This window comes from Halorubellus sp. JP-L1, from assembly GCF_011440375.1.
Taxonomy (GTDB): Archaea; Halobacteriota; Halobacteria; order Halobacteriales; family Natrialbaceae; genus Halorubellus.
Window position 1 is genome coordinate 268,460 of the sequence record NZ_JAAOIR010000005.1, and the last position, 13,753, is coordinate 282,212.

Here is a 13,753-nt window from a genome sequence, read left to right on the forward strand (position 1 = left end):
CGACTGCCCGTTCGACGTCGCGTAGTCGACTGCCCGTTCGACGTCGCGTAGTCGACTGCCCGTTCGACGTCGCGTAGTCGACTGCCCGTTCGACGTCGCGTAGTCGACTGCCCGTTCGACGTCGCGTGATCGACTGCCGGCTCGACGCCGCGTAGTCGACTGCCCGTTCGACGTCGCGTGATCGACCTGCTCGACGCCGCGTGGTCGGCTGCGGTCGGGTTTCTTCCGTGGCGGGACGTCGTCGACGGCTACAACGGCTAAGTCCCCCCACGTGTTAGAGGTCCGATAAGCGAATGCCAGGTGATCAGGAGACGACCGTGCTCGTCGTCGACGACGAGGAGAAGCTCGCGAACATGTTCACGCTCTGGCTCCGCGGGGAGTACGACGTGCGGACGGTATACGAGGGGGAGGCGTTCCTCGCCGAGGTCGACGAGACGGTGGACGTGGTGTTACTCGACCGACGGATGCCGGGGTACTCGGGGGACGACGTCCTGGAGATGTTAGAGCGTCGAGACGCGGACCCGGCGGTGATCGTGGTGACGGCGATCGACCCGGATCTGGACGTCCTCGAGATGCCGTTCGACGACTACCTCGTCAAGCCCGTACAGCACGACGACCTCGCGAACGCGATCGAACTCCAGATGCGGGCGCGCGAGCACGACGCGGACCTCCAGCGGTTCCTCAGGCTGGAGACCAAGCGTCGGGTGCTGCTCGCGGAGCACCGCGAGATGGCGCTCTCGGGCGAACCGGAGTGGGAGGCACTCGTCGACGAGTACGACGAACTGAAGGACCGTCTCCAGCGGACCGTCGACGACTTCGAGGACGTGCTCGAGGCGTACCGCTCGTCGCACCGCGGTCGCGCCTGACGCTCCTGCCGAGCGCGAGTGCCGTGGCCGTCGCTGGTGGGCGAGTCGACGGCAGCGAAAGTGATGGAAGTGGGTGGATGACAGCCAGCGTTGGCGAGGCACCGACTGCGTCCAGAACTATTGGCGCCGGACGCAAAAAGGTGTCCAGAAGCGAATTTCTGTTCGATTTCCTAGCAGTATCGGGGTCGTGGCGAGCGGCGAGAAAAAGGCATTTACGCCGGAGCCACGTACCTGCGTGCAATTATGGTACTCGACGACCTCGGCAGTTCTCTGCGGGGCACGCTCGACACGCTCCGCGGGAAGTCACGCATCTCGGAGGAAGACGTCGAGGAGGTCGTCAAGGAGATCCAGCGGTCGCTCCTGCAGGCCGACGTCGACGTCTCGCTCGTCATGGACCTCTCCGACAGCATCAAGGAGCGGTCGCTCGACGAGGAGCCGCCGCAGGGGACGACCGCCAGGGACCACGTCCTCCGCATCGTGTACGAGGAACTCGTCGACCTCGTCGGCGAGTCCACCGAGATCCCCCTCGAGGGGCAGACGATCATGCTCGCGGGCCTCCAGGGGTCGGGGAAGACGACGTCCGCGGCGAAGATGGCGTGGTGGTTCTCGAAGAAGGGCCTGCGGCCCGCGGTGATCCAGACGGACACGTTCCGGCCGGGCGCGTACGACCAGGCCAAGGAGATGTGTCGGCGCGCGGAGGTCGAGTTCTACGGCGACCCCGACTGCGACGACCCCGTCCAGATCGCTCGCGAGGGTCTCGAGGCGACGAGCGATGCAGAGGTCCACATCGTGGACACGGCGGGTCGGCACGCGCTCGAGGACGACCTCATCGCGGAGATCGAGGAGATCGAGTCCGCGGTCGACCCGGACCGGTCGCTCCTGGTACTGGACGCCGCGATCGGGCAGGGCGCGAAGGACCAGGCGAGTCAGTTCGACGAGTCCATCGGGATCGATGGCGTCGTCATCACGAAGCTCGACGGGACCGCGAAGGGTGGCGGTGCGCTGACGGCGGTCGACCAGACGGACTCCTCGATCGGGTTCCTCGGGACCGGCGAGGAGGTCAAGGACATCGAGCGGTTCGAGCCCGAGAGCTTCATCTCGCGGCTGCTCGGGATGGGCGACCTCAAGCAACTCACCGAGCGCGTCGAGCGCGCGATGGAGGAGACCGGGGACGAGGAGGAGGACTGGGACCCCGAGGACATGCTGAAGGGGGAGTTCACGCTGAAGGACATGCAGCGTCAGCTGGAGGCGATGAACAACATGGGGCCGCTCGACCAGATCATGGACATGATCCCGGGGATGGGCGGCGGCATCAAGGACCAGTTGCCGGACGACGCGATGGACGTCACTCAGGACCGGATGCGTCGGTTCGAGGTGATCATGGACTCGATGACGGAGAAGGAGATGGAGAACCCCCGCGGCGTCGGGCAGACGCAGGTCGAGCGGATCGCGCGCGGCTCGGGGTGCGACGAGGAGGAAGTCCGCGAACTCCTCCAGCAGCACAAGATGATGGAGCGGACGCTCAACCAGTTCCAGGGCGGGATGGACGGCGACATGCAGCGGATGATGAAGAAGATGCAGGGCGAAGGCGGTGGCGGCATGGGTGGCATGGGCGGTATGGGCGGCGGCAAGGGTCCGTTCGGCGACTGAAGCGGTGGGCTCGCGTTCGACCGTCGCGGCGTATCGCTCGCGCGTCTCTCGGCTGGACGCGCTCGTCCTGACGGCGGGCATCTGGTTCCTCGCGAAGTTCCTCCGCTATTTGTTCCCGCCGCTGTTCCCGACCTTGACAGCGGAGTACGGCGTGTCGAACGCCGTCGTCGGCGGTGCGTTCACGGCGCTGATGCTCGCGTACGCCGCGATGCAGTTGCCGTCGGGGATGCTCGCGGACCGCGTCGGTGGGTGGCGCGTCGTCACCGCGGGCGCGGTCCTCGCCGCACTGGCGGCGCTCGCGATCGCGGCCCCAGTCGCTCTCGGAGCGCCGCTCCCGTTCGTTGCGCTCGTCGCGGCGATGGTGGTCGTCGGTGTCGGCACGGGCGCGCACAAGACCGTCGCCGTCCCCCTCCTCTCGCGCGTGTACGTCTCGCGAACCGGGCGTGCGCTCGGCGTGATGGACACGTTCGGGTCGTTCGGCGGCGTCGTCGCCCCGATCGCGGTCGTCGCCGCGACCACTGGCGTCCTCGCCGCGGTCGTCGACTGGCCCGCGATCTTCCTCGCGACCGGCGTCGTCGGGCTCGTCCTCGCGGCCGCGTTCGCGCGGCGCGTCCCCGCTCGCGTCGGCGACGCCGGCGCCGGCGACGCCGCGAACACCGCCACCGTCGGCGAGTACGCCGCGCTCTTCGGCGACCGCGACGTTGCCGCGTTCGTCGCCGTCACCGTCCTCTTTTCGTTCACCTACAACGGCGCCGTCGCCTTCCTCCCCACGTACCTCGTCGACGCCGCCGAGCTCTCCGACGGCACCGCCGGCCTGCTGTACGCGGCCGTGTTCGCGGTGAGCGTCGTCCAGGTCCTCACGGGCGGCGCGAGCGACGAGTTCGGCCGCCTCCCCGTCCTCGGCGGGACGCTCGCGCTCGCCGCCGCCGGCCTCGCGGTCGTCGTCGCCGTCCCGACCGCTCCCGTGCTCGTGCTCGCAGTCGGTATCGTCTCGTTCGGCCTCGGCAGCCACGGCTTCCGCCCCGTCCGCGGCGCGTACCTCGTCGACCTCGTCCCCGACGACGTCGCGGGCGGCGCGCTCGGCGCCGTCAGGACCGCCATCATGGGCGTCGGCGCGATCGCACCGGCGACCGTGGGCGTCCTCGCCGAGAGCTTCGGGTTCCAGGTCGCCTTCGGCGCCCTCCTCGCCGCACTCGTCGCCGCGCTCGCGACGCTCGCGGCCGTCGCGGTCCTCGCGGACTGAGTTCGCTCCGGCACCGAGTCCCGCGTCCCCGAACCCGCGTCACTCGTCGCCGGCGTCCGGTACGCTCGCTCGCGACCCGTCGACGGCGTCGACGACGCGTCCGAGTGCGTCCGTCTCGACGGCGTTCCGCGGCGCGGTCAGACCGGAGACGCCGACTTCGCCGTCGATGACGGCGCGGCGCTCGGTCCCGACGTCGTAGCGCTCGCGGTGCTCGTCGATGCCCGGCATCGGGTTCTCCCAGCCGACGACGTGCGGCCAGAGGCTGTCCTGGAGGCCGATGACGTCCTGGTCGTCTTCGACGTCGACGGGGAGGTCGGCGGTGTCCTCGTGGCGCTCCACGTGGAGGTCGAAGTCGACGTCGGGGCGCGTCAGTCGGACCTTCGCGTCGGCGTCCTCGATGGGTGCGTTCACGTTCACGACGTCGACCGCGTCGAAGACGCCCTCGGCGAGCGCGCGCTCGACGACGTCGCGTGCGACGCGAGCGGGCGGGTCGAAGTCGTGGGCGTCCGGGGGACGGACGAAGAACTCTCGCGTGTGGTACGCGGAGACGGCGACCGCGGGCGTGCCGAGGAACGCCGCCTCCATCGCGGCGCCGACGGTCCCGGAGCGGCCGAGGACGTACGCGCCGAGGTTCGGACCGTGATTGCACCCGGAGACGACGAGGTCGAAGTCCGCGTCGAGCCCCCGGAGGCCGTACGCGACGCAGTCCGCGGGCGTGCCGTCGACCGCGTACCCCCACGGGTGGTCCTCGCGCGTGACGTAACTCGAGCGCTCGCGGCCGACGCCGCTCTGGTTCTCCGTGGGCGCGACGACGGTGACGTCGCCGATCGCTCTGAGTTCCTCGTAGAGCGCGGCGAGGCCGTCGGCGTCGATGCCGTCGTCGTTCGTCAGCAGGACCTCGGTCATTGCACGAGCGTTGTCGCGTTCGCTCAAACGGCTTTCGGAAGGTCGGGCGTCGACGACGCCGACTGCACCCGAAATCGGGGGTTGCGGTCGGCGCGGGCGGCGTCGGGCCGACGGAGCGACGGTGTGGGATACGGTGGCGTACTGGGGTGCGTTTCGGACGGAGCTCCGACCCCGGTCACTGGAGCGCACTCGGGCGATTTCACACTCGAAACGAGGGGGTTCGCCGCGAGCGCGACGGCGAATGCCCTCGCTCGGGCCTGACGGGGCGTCCGCGAGGAACGGACGGCTTCGACCCGAGGTCGATGGGCCGTTCGTCCCGGGCAGGCGGGCGGTCGTGGAGTCGAAACGAGGGGGTTCGATCGGTCGTCTCGGGAGCGACACGGGCCGTCGAACCCCGCTCTGGGGCGTCTACGCGGCGTCTCGGGTGGAACACCTGGAGCGTCAGACGCTCGGTCATCACGCGGTCTACACTCGAAACGAGGGTGTGCGGGGGTCCTCGGCCGGCTCTGGGGAGCGCTCCGGGGGCCTTCACACTCGACCCGACCAGTCACGTGGGGCGTCTCGAGTGGAACGAGTGGAGCGTCAGACGCTCGGTCATCACGCGGTCTACACTCGAAACGAGGGGGTTCGGGCCGCGTCGACGGCGTCCGAGTTCCTCGGGACGCTCGGGGTTCTCGCAGCAGTCGCTCCCTCACAGGGACGAGACGGTCGTCGCGCGGCCCGCCCGAAGACCGGTCAGTCGACGATGATGTCGTCGTCGGTGATCGTCGGCTCGTCGGCCGACCCCGGCTGCATCTCCGCCTGATAGCGGTCGATCCACGCCGCGAAGCAGTCGGGACAGAGCCGCTGGGAGTCGATCTGCGTCCGGTCGACCGCGAGCCGGACCGTACGCGCCAGCGCATCCGACACCGGCTCCCCGCACTCGTCGCACGCGTCCTCCGTCATGCCCGCTACGTGCACGCCACTCGTAATAAACCCCCGCGCCACGCGCGAGCGTTCGCGGCGACGTGAGCCCTGTCGTGCGGAACGCGCGGTCGCGGGCAGTCCGTGGCGGTCAGGTGGTGCGGAACGCGCGGTCGCCGGCGTCGCCGAGGCCGGGAACGATGAAGCCGTTCTCGTCGAGTTCGTCGTCGATGGCGACGGTGAGGAGGTCGACGTCGGGGCACTGGTCGGCGACGCGCACCAGGCCCTCTGGCGCGGACACCGCCGACAGGCAGATGAGGTGCTCGGGCTCGGTTGCGCTCTCGAGGACGTGATCGAGGACGGTCGCCATCGTCGATCCCGTTGCGAGCATCGGGTCCGCGACGATGACGGTGTCCTCTTCCGTGATCTCGGGGAGCTTCACGTAGTCGACGGTGATGGGGAACTCGCCGTCGTCGTTCCGGCCGGCTTCCTCGTCGCGGCTCGCGGAAATGACGCCCTGGCGAGCGCGCGGGAACGCCTTCAGGAGTCCTTCGACGAACGGCGTCGCCGCGCGCAGGACGTTCACGATGACGACGTCGTCGAGGCCCTTGACGCGCTCGCCCATCGTGTCCGCCATCGGCGTCTCGATCTGGACGTACTCCGTCTCCATCCGTCCGTCGATGATCTCGTACCCGCAGATGCGGCCGAGTTTCACGAGGCCCTTCCGGAACGCGACCTGCTCGGTGTCGACGCTCCGGAGCTCCGACAGCGTGTCCTTCGCGAGGGCGTGCGTGACGAGGTACGCCTCGTCCCGGTTCTCGATCGTCATACCAGAACGCCCGATTCGCGGCCAATAGAAACTGTCGGTCGGCCGCGCTTCCCGTGCTCAAAGCCACCACGCGTCGCGATGGCGGGTAGCGGGTGAAGTTTATGTACGCGGCCAGTATAGGGTCGTAGCCAGATGGAAGAGAGCATCTCCGGCTTCAAAGTCCGCGGGTCGTGGTCCGACGTCGTCGAGCACGGCGAACGCGTCACGCGGGCGTTCCGGGACCTCGACGTCCCGGCGTCGTCCTACGAGGCGGCGTTCGAGGAGTGGGAGGCGTGGCGGCCAAAGCACCACGAGGACATCGACGACGACGTGGCGCCGAAGACCGCCGACCAGGCGAGCGTCGAGGAGGGCGAAGGCGAGAAGGCCGGGAAGGAACCCGGCGACGACGTCCAGTCAGCGGGCGAGAAGATCACGGAGTCCTACGAGCGCCTCGGCGACGGCGAGACCGACGACGCCGTCGAGGAGTGGCGGAAGTCCATCGGGTACGTCGCCCGCGCCGCCGACTCCGCCGGCCGGAAGGCCCTCCGGAAGGTCGAGGACACCGTCTACCAGCACGTGATGACCCAGCTCGCGCCGTACTACTTCGACAACGCACTCGTCTCGGCGAACATCCAGCAGACCGGCGGGGACGACGACACGTTCGTGTTCGAGGTGAACGTGAACGACGACGACCTCAAGGACGAGGTCGCCGACCGCCTCTACGAGTACGAGGACACCGTCGACCGCTGGCACGTCGACACCGAGAAGGACACCGAGATGGCCGAGGCCGCCGAGGGCGTCGAACCCCCGGAGTCGACCACCGACGGCCGGTCGCGACCCGACCAGAACTAGCGTCGATGCCCGCCGTCGCAGTCCCCCTCGGAGTGCGACGTGTGGCGTCGCGCAATCGGCCGCAGGCGACGGCTACTTGTACCGGCCGACACTCGGAGTGATACGAGATGGTTGACGCGGGCACGCTCGTCACGCTCGGCGTCGCTGGAGTCGCGAGTCTGTTCATGGCGTGGACGATCGGCGCCGGCTCCTCCGGGTCGACGCCGTTCGCGCCCGCGGTCGGCGCGAACGCCATCGGCGTGATGCGCGCCGGGTTCGTCGTCGGCATCCTCGGGTTCGCGGGTGCCGTCCTCCAGGGCGCGAACGTCACCGAAGCCGTCGGCTCAGAGCTCGTCCTGAACGCGTCGCTCTCGGCGGAAGCCGCGACCGTCGGCCTCATCGTCGCCGCCGTCCTCGTCGCCGTCGGCGTCTACACGGGCTACCCGATCGCGACCGCGTTCACCGTCACGGGTGCGGTCGTCGGCGTCGGCCTCGCGATGGGCGGCGATCCAGCGATGGCGAAGTACCAGGAGCTCGTCGTCGTCTGGTCCGCGATCCCGTTCGTCGGCGGGTTCGTCGCGTACGTGACTGCTCGACTGTTGCGCTCGGAGCGCGTGAGCGAGCGCGTCGTCGTCCCCGTCCTCGCCGCGATCGTCGGCGCGATCGTCGCGAACATCGGATTCACGCTTCTCGGCCCGGCGGGCGAGACGCGGTCGATGGCCGCTGCGATCGCCGTCGCGCTCGACGTCGCGTCGACCGCGGGCGTCGTCGCGGTCACGGCCGCGCTCGCGCTCGCCGTCGCGGGCGTCCTCGCACTCGACCTCCGCAGCGACGAAGCCACCGGCCAGCAGCACTTCCTCGTCGCGCTCGGCGGCCTCGTCGCGTTCTCCGCCGGCGGCAGCCAGGTGGGGCTCGCCATCGGCCCGCTCACGCCGCTCGTCGGCGAGGGCAGCGCCATCGTGGTCCCGCTCGTCGTCCTCCTCGTCGGCGGCGGCTTCGGGCTCCTCGTCGGCTCGTGGACGGGCGCCCCCCGGATGATCAAGGCACTCAGTCAGGACTACTCGTCGCTCGGCCCGCGGCGGTCGATCGCCGCACTCATCCCCGCGTTCTCGATCGCGCAGGTCGCGATCTTCCTCGGCGTCCCCGTCTCGTTCAACGAGATCATCGTCTCCACGATCGTCGGGAGCGGGTACGCCGCCGGGTCCAGTGGCGTCAGTCGCGAGAAGATGCTGAAGACCGTCGCCGCGTGGATCGGGTCGCTCGTCCTCTCGTTCGTCGTCGCCTACGCCGGCTTCTGGGTCGTCGACGCGGTCCTGCTGTAGCGCGTCGCCGATGCCGGTGCGTTCGACCCGCGATCACTCGGTCGGGACTTCGCCGGGGTCGACGTCCACGTCCTCCTCGACGTCGCCGCGTTCGTCGTCGTCGAGCAGCGTGAGTCGCGCCTTCATGATGCGCGTATTCTCGACTTTCTCGACCGTGATGCGGACGCGACCGAACTCCATCACCTCGCCCTCCTCGACGAGCCGGCCCGATCGGTTGAAGATGAAGCCAGCGATCGTCTCGAACTCCTCGCCCTCCGGGAGCTCGATGCCGAGGAACTCGTTGACTTCCTCGATGTTCACCTCGCCCTTGACGAGCACCTCGTCGTCGCTCACCTGCTCGATGGGCTCTTCTTCCTCGCCTTCGAGGATCTCGCCGACGATCTCCTCGATCATGTCCTCCATCGTCACCAGCCCCTCCGTGGTGCCGAACTCGTCGATGACGATGACCATGTGCATCCGGTTCTCGCGCATCTCCGCCATCAGGTCGTCCGCGTTCTTCGACTCGGGGACGTGCAGCGTCGGCTGGATGAGGTCCGCCAGCTCCAGTTCGCCGCCGTTCTCGCCGTAGTTCAGGTCGCGGACGAGGTCGCGGATGTGGACGACGCCGATGATGTTGTCCAGACTCCCCTCGTACACCGGCAGGCGCGCGTGCCCGCCGTGAATGCACTGCTGGATCGCCTCCTCGATGTCCGCGTCCTTCGAGATGGCGTCCATGTCGAGGCGCGGCGTCATCACCTCCTTCGCGATCGTGTTGTTGAACCGGAAGATGCGCTGGAGCATCTCGCGCTCGTCCTCCTCGATGACGCCCTCGCGCTCCCCGGTCTTGATCATGTCCTGGATCTCCGTGCGCGTCACGTAACTCGTCTCGATCGCCGACCGGCCGCCCGTGACCTTGTTCACGAGCCGCGTCAGGTAGTCGAAGACGACGATGAGCGGGAGGAGGACGTACTCGGCGGTCTTCAGCGGACGCGCGATCCGGAGCGCCCACGACTCCGTGTTCTCGACGGCGTAACTCTTCGGCGCGCTCTCCCCGAACAGGAGGACGAGTGCGGTGATCCCGAACGTCGAGATGGCGACCGCGAGCCCCTGGTTGTTCGGCCCGAGGTAGTACCCGAGCAGCCCCGTCGCGATCGAGGACATCGCGATGTTCACGAGGTTGTTCCCGACGAGGATCGTCACGAGGAGCCGATGCGGGTCCTCTTTGAGTTGCGCGACGACGTTCGCGCCCCGCTGCCCCTCTTCGACCAGCGCCTCGATGCGGTGGTTGGCGAGCGAGAACATCGCGATCTCCGAGGAGGAGAAGAACCCCGAGAGCAGGATGAGGAGCACGATGACGACGCTCCCGATGATCGCGATGGCGGTATCTCCCAGCTCGACGCCGACGAACGGGAGGGTGTACGCCGGCACCAGGCCCGCAGATGCAGCACTAAGCGATGAACCCATTCAGTGCCAGACCTTGGTATCCTGCCGGATTAACTCTTTTCTTCCCTCCGAACCGACCGGATACTGTGGTGCGTCGACGCCACGACCGACGCTTCCTCGCGAGCGGGCGCCTGCCGCGTCCCAAGTCCCTTAGTCCGCGCGGCCCCATCGTTCGAGCATGGAAGCGACCCCCGAGATAACGCTCTACCGGCTCCAGGCGTGCCCGTTCTGCGAGCGCGTCGTCCGCGTGCTCGACGAGTACGACCTCGACTATCGCTCGCGGTTCGTGGAACCGCTGCACTCGCGCCGGAACGTCGTCCAGCGCGTGAGCGGGTCGCGGACCGCACCCGCCATCGTCGACGAGTCGACGGGCGTGACGATGAGCGAGTCCGCGAACATCGTCGCGTACCTGCACGCGACGTACGGGAACGAAACTGACTCCGGAGATCAGCCCGCGGCGGCGGACGGAGGCGCGGTCTGATGGAGCTCGACTTCGACGTCGTCTCGCTCCCCGAGAGCGACCACCCGGAGGCGGGCGAGACGGCACCTGCCTTCACGCGGCCGCTCGTGAACGACGAGTTCTGGGAGGACCGCAGCCTCGACTCGCTCCTCGCGAACGGCCCCGTGCTGCTCGTGTTCACGACGATGAACGGCGCGTTCCCGGCGACGTACACGTGGAACGAACTCCGCGAGCGCGACTGGGAGGCGGACTACGACGTCTCGATAGTGGGCGTCACCGTCAGCGACCCCTACGACACGACCGAGACGATTCGCGACCGCGGCATCGACTACCCGATATTCTCCGACCCCCAGAACGGCGTCGCCGAGCAGTTCGGCGTCGTCCACGACCTCGACGGCATGACGGGCGTCACGGAACCACGGCCGTCCGTGTTCCTGCTCGACACCGACCGAACCGTCGAGTACGCGTGGGTCGCCGCGGAGTGGCCGGACTTCCCGCCGTACGACGAGATCGAGGCCGAACTCCCCGACGCCTGAGTCGCACTCGAGAGCGCCCCAGTCGCGCTCGACGACGGCCCGCTCGCGATCGAGGACGCCAGCGTGGACTACTCGCTGGCGAGCAACCGGTACGCGACGATGCAGTCGATGGCGACCAGCGCCAGCCCCGAGACGCCCCAGAGCGCGAGCACCGCGCCGAACCCGACGCCGACGTCGCCGCGGACCATCGATAGCGGGTCCTCGAGGGGGACGAGGAGGAGCGTCCAGAGCGCGTAGACGACGTGGTTGACGACCAGCGTTCGCCCGTCGAAACCGATCTCCATTCGTTCGCACCTGCAGGCCGACGTCATTCAGTCTTCCCTTCCGCGCTCTCGGTCGATTCCGGCGCGAAACCAGCGGCTTCTTTGCCGTGCTGACGGTACGTCTTCGTATGACCGATTCGGACGAGGTAGCGCCGGCTACCGATTCGGACGACGTAGCGCAGGCTGCCGATTCGGTCGCGGCCGCGGCGCAGGCGATCCGCGACGGCGACCTCGTCGTGTACCCGACGGAGACCGTGTACGGCCTCGGCGCGGACGCCCTGAATCCCGACGCCGTCGAGCGGGCGTTCGCGGCGAAGGGCCGGGACCGCTCGAAGCCGCTGTCGATGGGCGTGCCGAGCGTCGCCGCCGCCCGCGAGCACGTCGCCGCGACCGAGCGCGAGGTGGCCTTCATGCGGGCGTTCCTCCCCGGTCCCGTCACCGTCCTCTGCGACCGCGAGCCGCACGTCCCGGACGTCCTCGTCGCCGGCGGCGACCGCGTCGGCGTCCGCGTCCCCGAGCACGACCTGGCGCTCGACCTGTTCGCGGCCGCCGGCACGCCCGTGACGGCGACGAGCGCGAACCGCTCCGGGCACCCGAGCGTCCGCCACCCCGACGACCTCGACTCCGAGTTCGAGGCGTCGGTCGCGGCGGTGCTCGACGGCGGCCGCACCGACGGCACCGAGAGCACGGTCGTCGACCCCGCGACCGGCGAGATCGTCCGCGAGGGCGCGCTCGCCGGCGCCATCGAGGCCTGGCTCGACGAACACCCGCCGTAGTCGGCGACCGACCTGGCGGCGGTCGGCGGGTCGAATACCGTCCAGCGAGTCGACCTATCGTTCTGCGAGCCGCGACCGGAGGGTGCGCGTGGCGACGCCGCACTCGTTCGCGAACCGGCACGGATCGCACTTCGCGGTGTCGTCGAGGCGCTCGGGTGGTGCGTCGAGTTCCCGGACCTCCCGTATCGCCGACCGATAGGCCGCCTTCTTCCGGGTCGTCAGGCGGACGCGGCGGACGACGCCGTACGCGGGGTACTCGACGACGGCCTCGTCGACGCGACGCTCGCGCTCCCAGGCCAGCGCCTTCGCCGCGGCGACCGCCCACACCGCGTGTGGCTCCCAGACGCCCTGCTCGGGCGGCCGCCCCGGCGACACCAGCGACGGGAGCGGCGGGTCCGGGAGGACCTTCGATGCGACGCCGTGGCACTCCCGTCCGGCGAGGAAGACGTCAGTCGCCGCCGGCCGGTCGAGGTCCCGGAACCGCGGTTCGCGCTCGCGGACGCGCTCGACGCGCTCGCGCCACGTCCCAGGCGGCGCCTCGATGGGTGCGTCCGCGAGCGGGTCAGGCTGGCCGGTATCGGTTTCGGCGTCGAGTAGCTCGTGGTAGCGCGTCGCTACCTCGCGGACGGCGTCGACCCGGTCGGGCGGAGCGCGGTCGTCGTGCTTGCGGGCGTACCAGAGCTGACGCGGACAGTACGCGGCGGTTCGGAGGTCGCTGAAGGCGAGCACGCCGACGTTGGCGCGGCATCCGAGAAAAGGGTTCGCTGGGGCGGAGAGCGGTCGTGGCGGTCGGGAGCCGCCGCAGGCCGCAGGGCGGTCGTGGCGGTCGGGAGCCGCCGCAGGCCGCAGGGCGGTCGTGGCGGCCGATAGCTCAGAAGTCGACGTCGACCTCCATCCCCTCGGTCGCCTCGTCTAGGCCGTCCTCGCGGGCGCTGTCGAGGTTCGTGGAGAGGCCGGCGTCGGTGAGCGCGTCGTCGAACGCGTCCCGGTACCGGTCGTTCGCGGCACGGGACTGCTCGACGGCGTCGAGCGCGATCACGTATCGGCGCGCGGTGCGTTCGTCCACGTCGAACGCGTCCGCGACGGCGTCGAGGCCCTCCTCGCGCGCGTCCCGGAGCGCGTCGAGCGCCGTGCCGTCCGGCACGCCGTCGTCGGGGAGGTCGGTCTCGTCGGGGAGGTCGTCGTTCTCGTCGACGATGTGGAGGTCCGTCCGGGCGATGAACACCTCGAACGCGTCCACGTTCGCGTCGAGGGCGTCCGCGATCTCGTCGTCGTCCTGGCCGTCGTAGACGGCACGGACGAGGTGCACGAGCGCGTCGTCGTCCAGGTCGGTCCCGAACCCGTAGCGTTCGCGGAGGGTGCCGACGATCTCGTGGAGTCGGCTGTCGTCGTCAGGGCGGTCGGTGAGGGACCCCCGGGACTCCTCCTGGGACTCGGTGACGGTGTCGTCGCCGGCGACGTCCATGAAGATGTCGCGGAGTTCCTCGGTCTTGCGGTCCATCAACGGAACACTCTACCACCCACGGTACATAAACGTACCACTTGCTTCGCGGGGGTAGGAGGAGGCTACGTCCCGGAACGAGTCGGAAAGCAGGCGGCTACTCGCGATGGTGACGACCAACCGCGAGTATACGGGGTCATGGCGACCACCAATCGCGGAGGATTCGACTGCGCGTCCGGTGGGTGGGCCGTTCGTGGGCGTCGGTCGATCGACTGCACTGGTCGGGCGACGCCCGTCGCGTCGCCGTCGACGAGCTGGCGTCGCGT

Annotated in this window: 15 protein-coding genes; 8 read left to right on the forward strand and 7 right to left on the reverse strand. The window is 69.4% G+C overall.

The window, feature by feature from the left end:
• Nucleotides 1-293: 293 nt before the first annotated feature.
• From G9C85_RS18305 to G9C85_RS18315, 3 genes are all read left to right on the forward strand, one after another.
• A complete protein-coding gene (locus G9C85_RS18305) occupies nucleotides 294-866 on the forward strand; it encodes a response regulator transcription factor (protein WP_166042616.1) in 573 nt (190 codons plus the stop codon).
• Between the two features lie 243 nt (nucleotides 867-1,109).
• The gene (locus tag G9C85_RS18310; protein ID WP_166042617.1) at nucleotides 1,110-2,516 is read left to right on the forward strand and encodes a signal recognition particle protein Srp54; all 1,407 of its coding nucleotides are present in this window, start codon (nucleotides 1,110-1,112) and stop codon (nucleotides 2,514-2,516) included.
• A gap of 4 nt (nucleotides 2,517-2,520) precedes the next feature.
• Nucleotides 2,521-3,759, forward strand: a complete 1,239-nt coding sequence (locus G9C85_RS18315) for an MFS transporter (RefSeq protein WP_166042618.1) — start codon at nucleotides 2,521-2,523, stop codon at nucleotides 3,757-3,759.
• Nucleotides 3,760-3,798: 39 nt separating this feature from the next.
• Here G9C85_RS18315 and surE read toward each other — a convergent pair whose 3' ends face one another.
• The 3 genes from surE to upp form a co-directional block, all read right to left on the reverse strand.
• On the reverse strand, nucleotides 3,799-4,665 hold the full coding sequence (gene surE, locus G9C85_RS18320) for a 5'/3'-nucleotidase SurE (RefSeq protein ID WP_166042619.1): 867 nt from the start codon (nucleotides 4,663-4,665) through the stop codon (nucleotides 3,799-3,801).
• Nucleotides 4,666-5,400: 735 nt separating this feature from the next.
• The gene (locus tag G9C85_RS18325) at nucleotides 5,401-5,610 is read right to left on the reverse strand and encodes a hypothetical protein (RefSeq protein ID WP_166042620.1); all 210 of its coding nucleotides are present in this window, start codon (nucleotides 5,608-5,610) and stop codon (nucleotides 5,401-5,403) included.
• Between the two features lie 109 nt (nucleotides 5,611-5,719).
• The gene (upp, locus tag G9C85_RS18330) at nucleotides 5,720-6,397 is read right to left on the reverse strand and encodes a uracil phosphoribosyltransferase (RefSeq protein ID WP_166042621.1); all 678 of its coding nucleotides are present in this window, start codon (nucleotides 6,395-6,397) and stop codon (nucleotides 5,720-5,722) included.
• Between the two features lie 132 nt (nucleotides 6,398-6,529).
• Here upp and G9C85_RS18335 point away from each other — a divergent pair, with 132 nt between their 5' ends.
• Both G9C85_RS18335 and G9C85_RS18340 read left to right on the forward strand, forming a co-directional pair.
• Complete coding sequence (locus tag G9C85_RS18335) at nucleotides 6,530-7,228, forward strand: DUF5828 family protein (RefSeq protein ID WP_166042622.1); 699 nt, start codon at nucleotides 6,530-6,532, stop codon at nucleotides 7,226-7,228.
• A 107-nt stretch (nucleotides 7,229-7,335) separates the two neighbouring features.
• Entirely contained in the window at nucleotides 7,336-8,529 is a 1,194-nt protein-coding gene (locus tag G9C85_RS18340; RefSeq protein ID WP_166042623.1) for an inorganic phosphate transporter, read from the forward strand.
• A 33-nt stretch (nucleotides 8,530-8,562) separates the two neighbouring features.
• Here the strand turns inward: G9C85_RS18340 and G9C85_RS18345 are convergent, their stop codons facing one another.
• Nucleotides 8,563-9,972, reverse strand: coding sequence for a hemolysin family protein (locus tag G9C85_RS18345; RefSeq protein ID WP_166042624.1), 1,410 nt, complete (start codon nucleotides 9,970-9,972; stop codon nucleotides 8,563-8,565).
• 157 nt (nucleotides 9,973-10,129) lie between these two features.
• Between G9C85_RS18345 and G9C85_RS18350 the strand changes: the two genes are divergently transcribed.
• On the forward strand, nucleotides 10,130-10,432 hold the full coding sequence (locus tag G9C85_RS18350; RefSeq protein WP_166042625.1) for a glutathione S-transferase N-terminal domain-containing protein: 303 nt from the start codon (nucleotides 10,130-10,132) through the stop codon (nucleotides 10,430-10,432).
• On the forward strand, nucleotides 10,432-10,947 hold the full coding sequence (locus tag G9C85_RS18355; RefSeq protein ID WP_166042626.1) for a redoxin domain-containing protein: 516 nt from the start codon (nucleotides 10,432-10,434) through the stop codon (nucleotides 10,945-10,947). The genes G9C85_RS18350 and G9C85_RS18355 overlap by 1 nt, the downstream gene beginning before the upstream one ends.
• A gap of 68 nt (nucleotides 10,948-11,015) precedes the next feature.
• Here the strand turns inward: G9C85_RS18355 and G9C85_RS18360 are convergent, their stop codons facing one another.
• Nucleotides 11,016-11,231 (reverse strand): hypothetical protein, encoded by a 216-nt coding sequence (locus G9C85_RS18360; RefSeq protein ID WP_166042627.1) that lies wholly within the window; start codon nucleotides 11,229-11,231, stop codon nucleotides 11,016-11,018.
• A gap of 107 nt (nucleotides 11,232-11,338) precedes the next feature.
• Between G9C85_RS18360 and G9C85_RS18365 the strand changes: the two genes are divergently transcribed.
• The gene (locus G9C85_RS18365; protein WP_166042628.1) at nucleotides 11,339-11,986 is read left to right on the forward strand and encodes an L-threonylcarbamoyladenylate synthase; all 648 of its coding nucleotides are present in this window, start codon (nucleotides 11,339-11,341) and stop codon (nucleotides 11,984-11,986) included.
• A gap of 54 nt (nucleotides 11,987-12,040) precedes the next feature.
• On the opposite strand, the gene G9C85_RS18370 is transcribed toward G9C85_RS18365, so the two are convergent.
• Both G9C85_RS18370 and G9C85_RS18375 read right to left on the reverse strand, forming a co-directional pair.
• Complete coding sequence (locus G9C85_RS18370; protein WP_166042629.1) at nucleotides 12,041-12,715, reverse strand: hypothetical protein; 675 nt, start codon at nucleotides 12,713-12,715, stop codon at nucleotides 12,041-12,043.
• A gap of 142 nt (nucleotides 12,716-12,857) precedes the next feature.
• Nucleotides 12,858-13,487, reverse strand: coding sequence for a conditioned medium-induced protein 4 (locus tag G9C85_RS18375; protein ID WP_166042630.1), 630 nt, complete (start codon nucleotides 13,485-13,487; stop codon nucleotides 12,858-12,860).
• Nucleotides 13,488-13,753 lie beyond the last annotated feature (266 nt).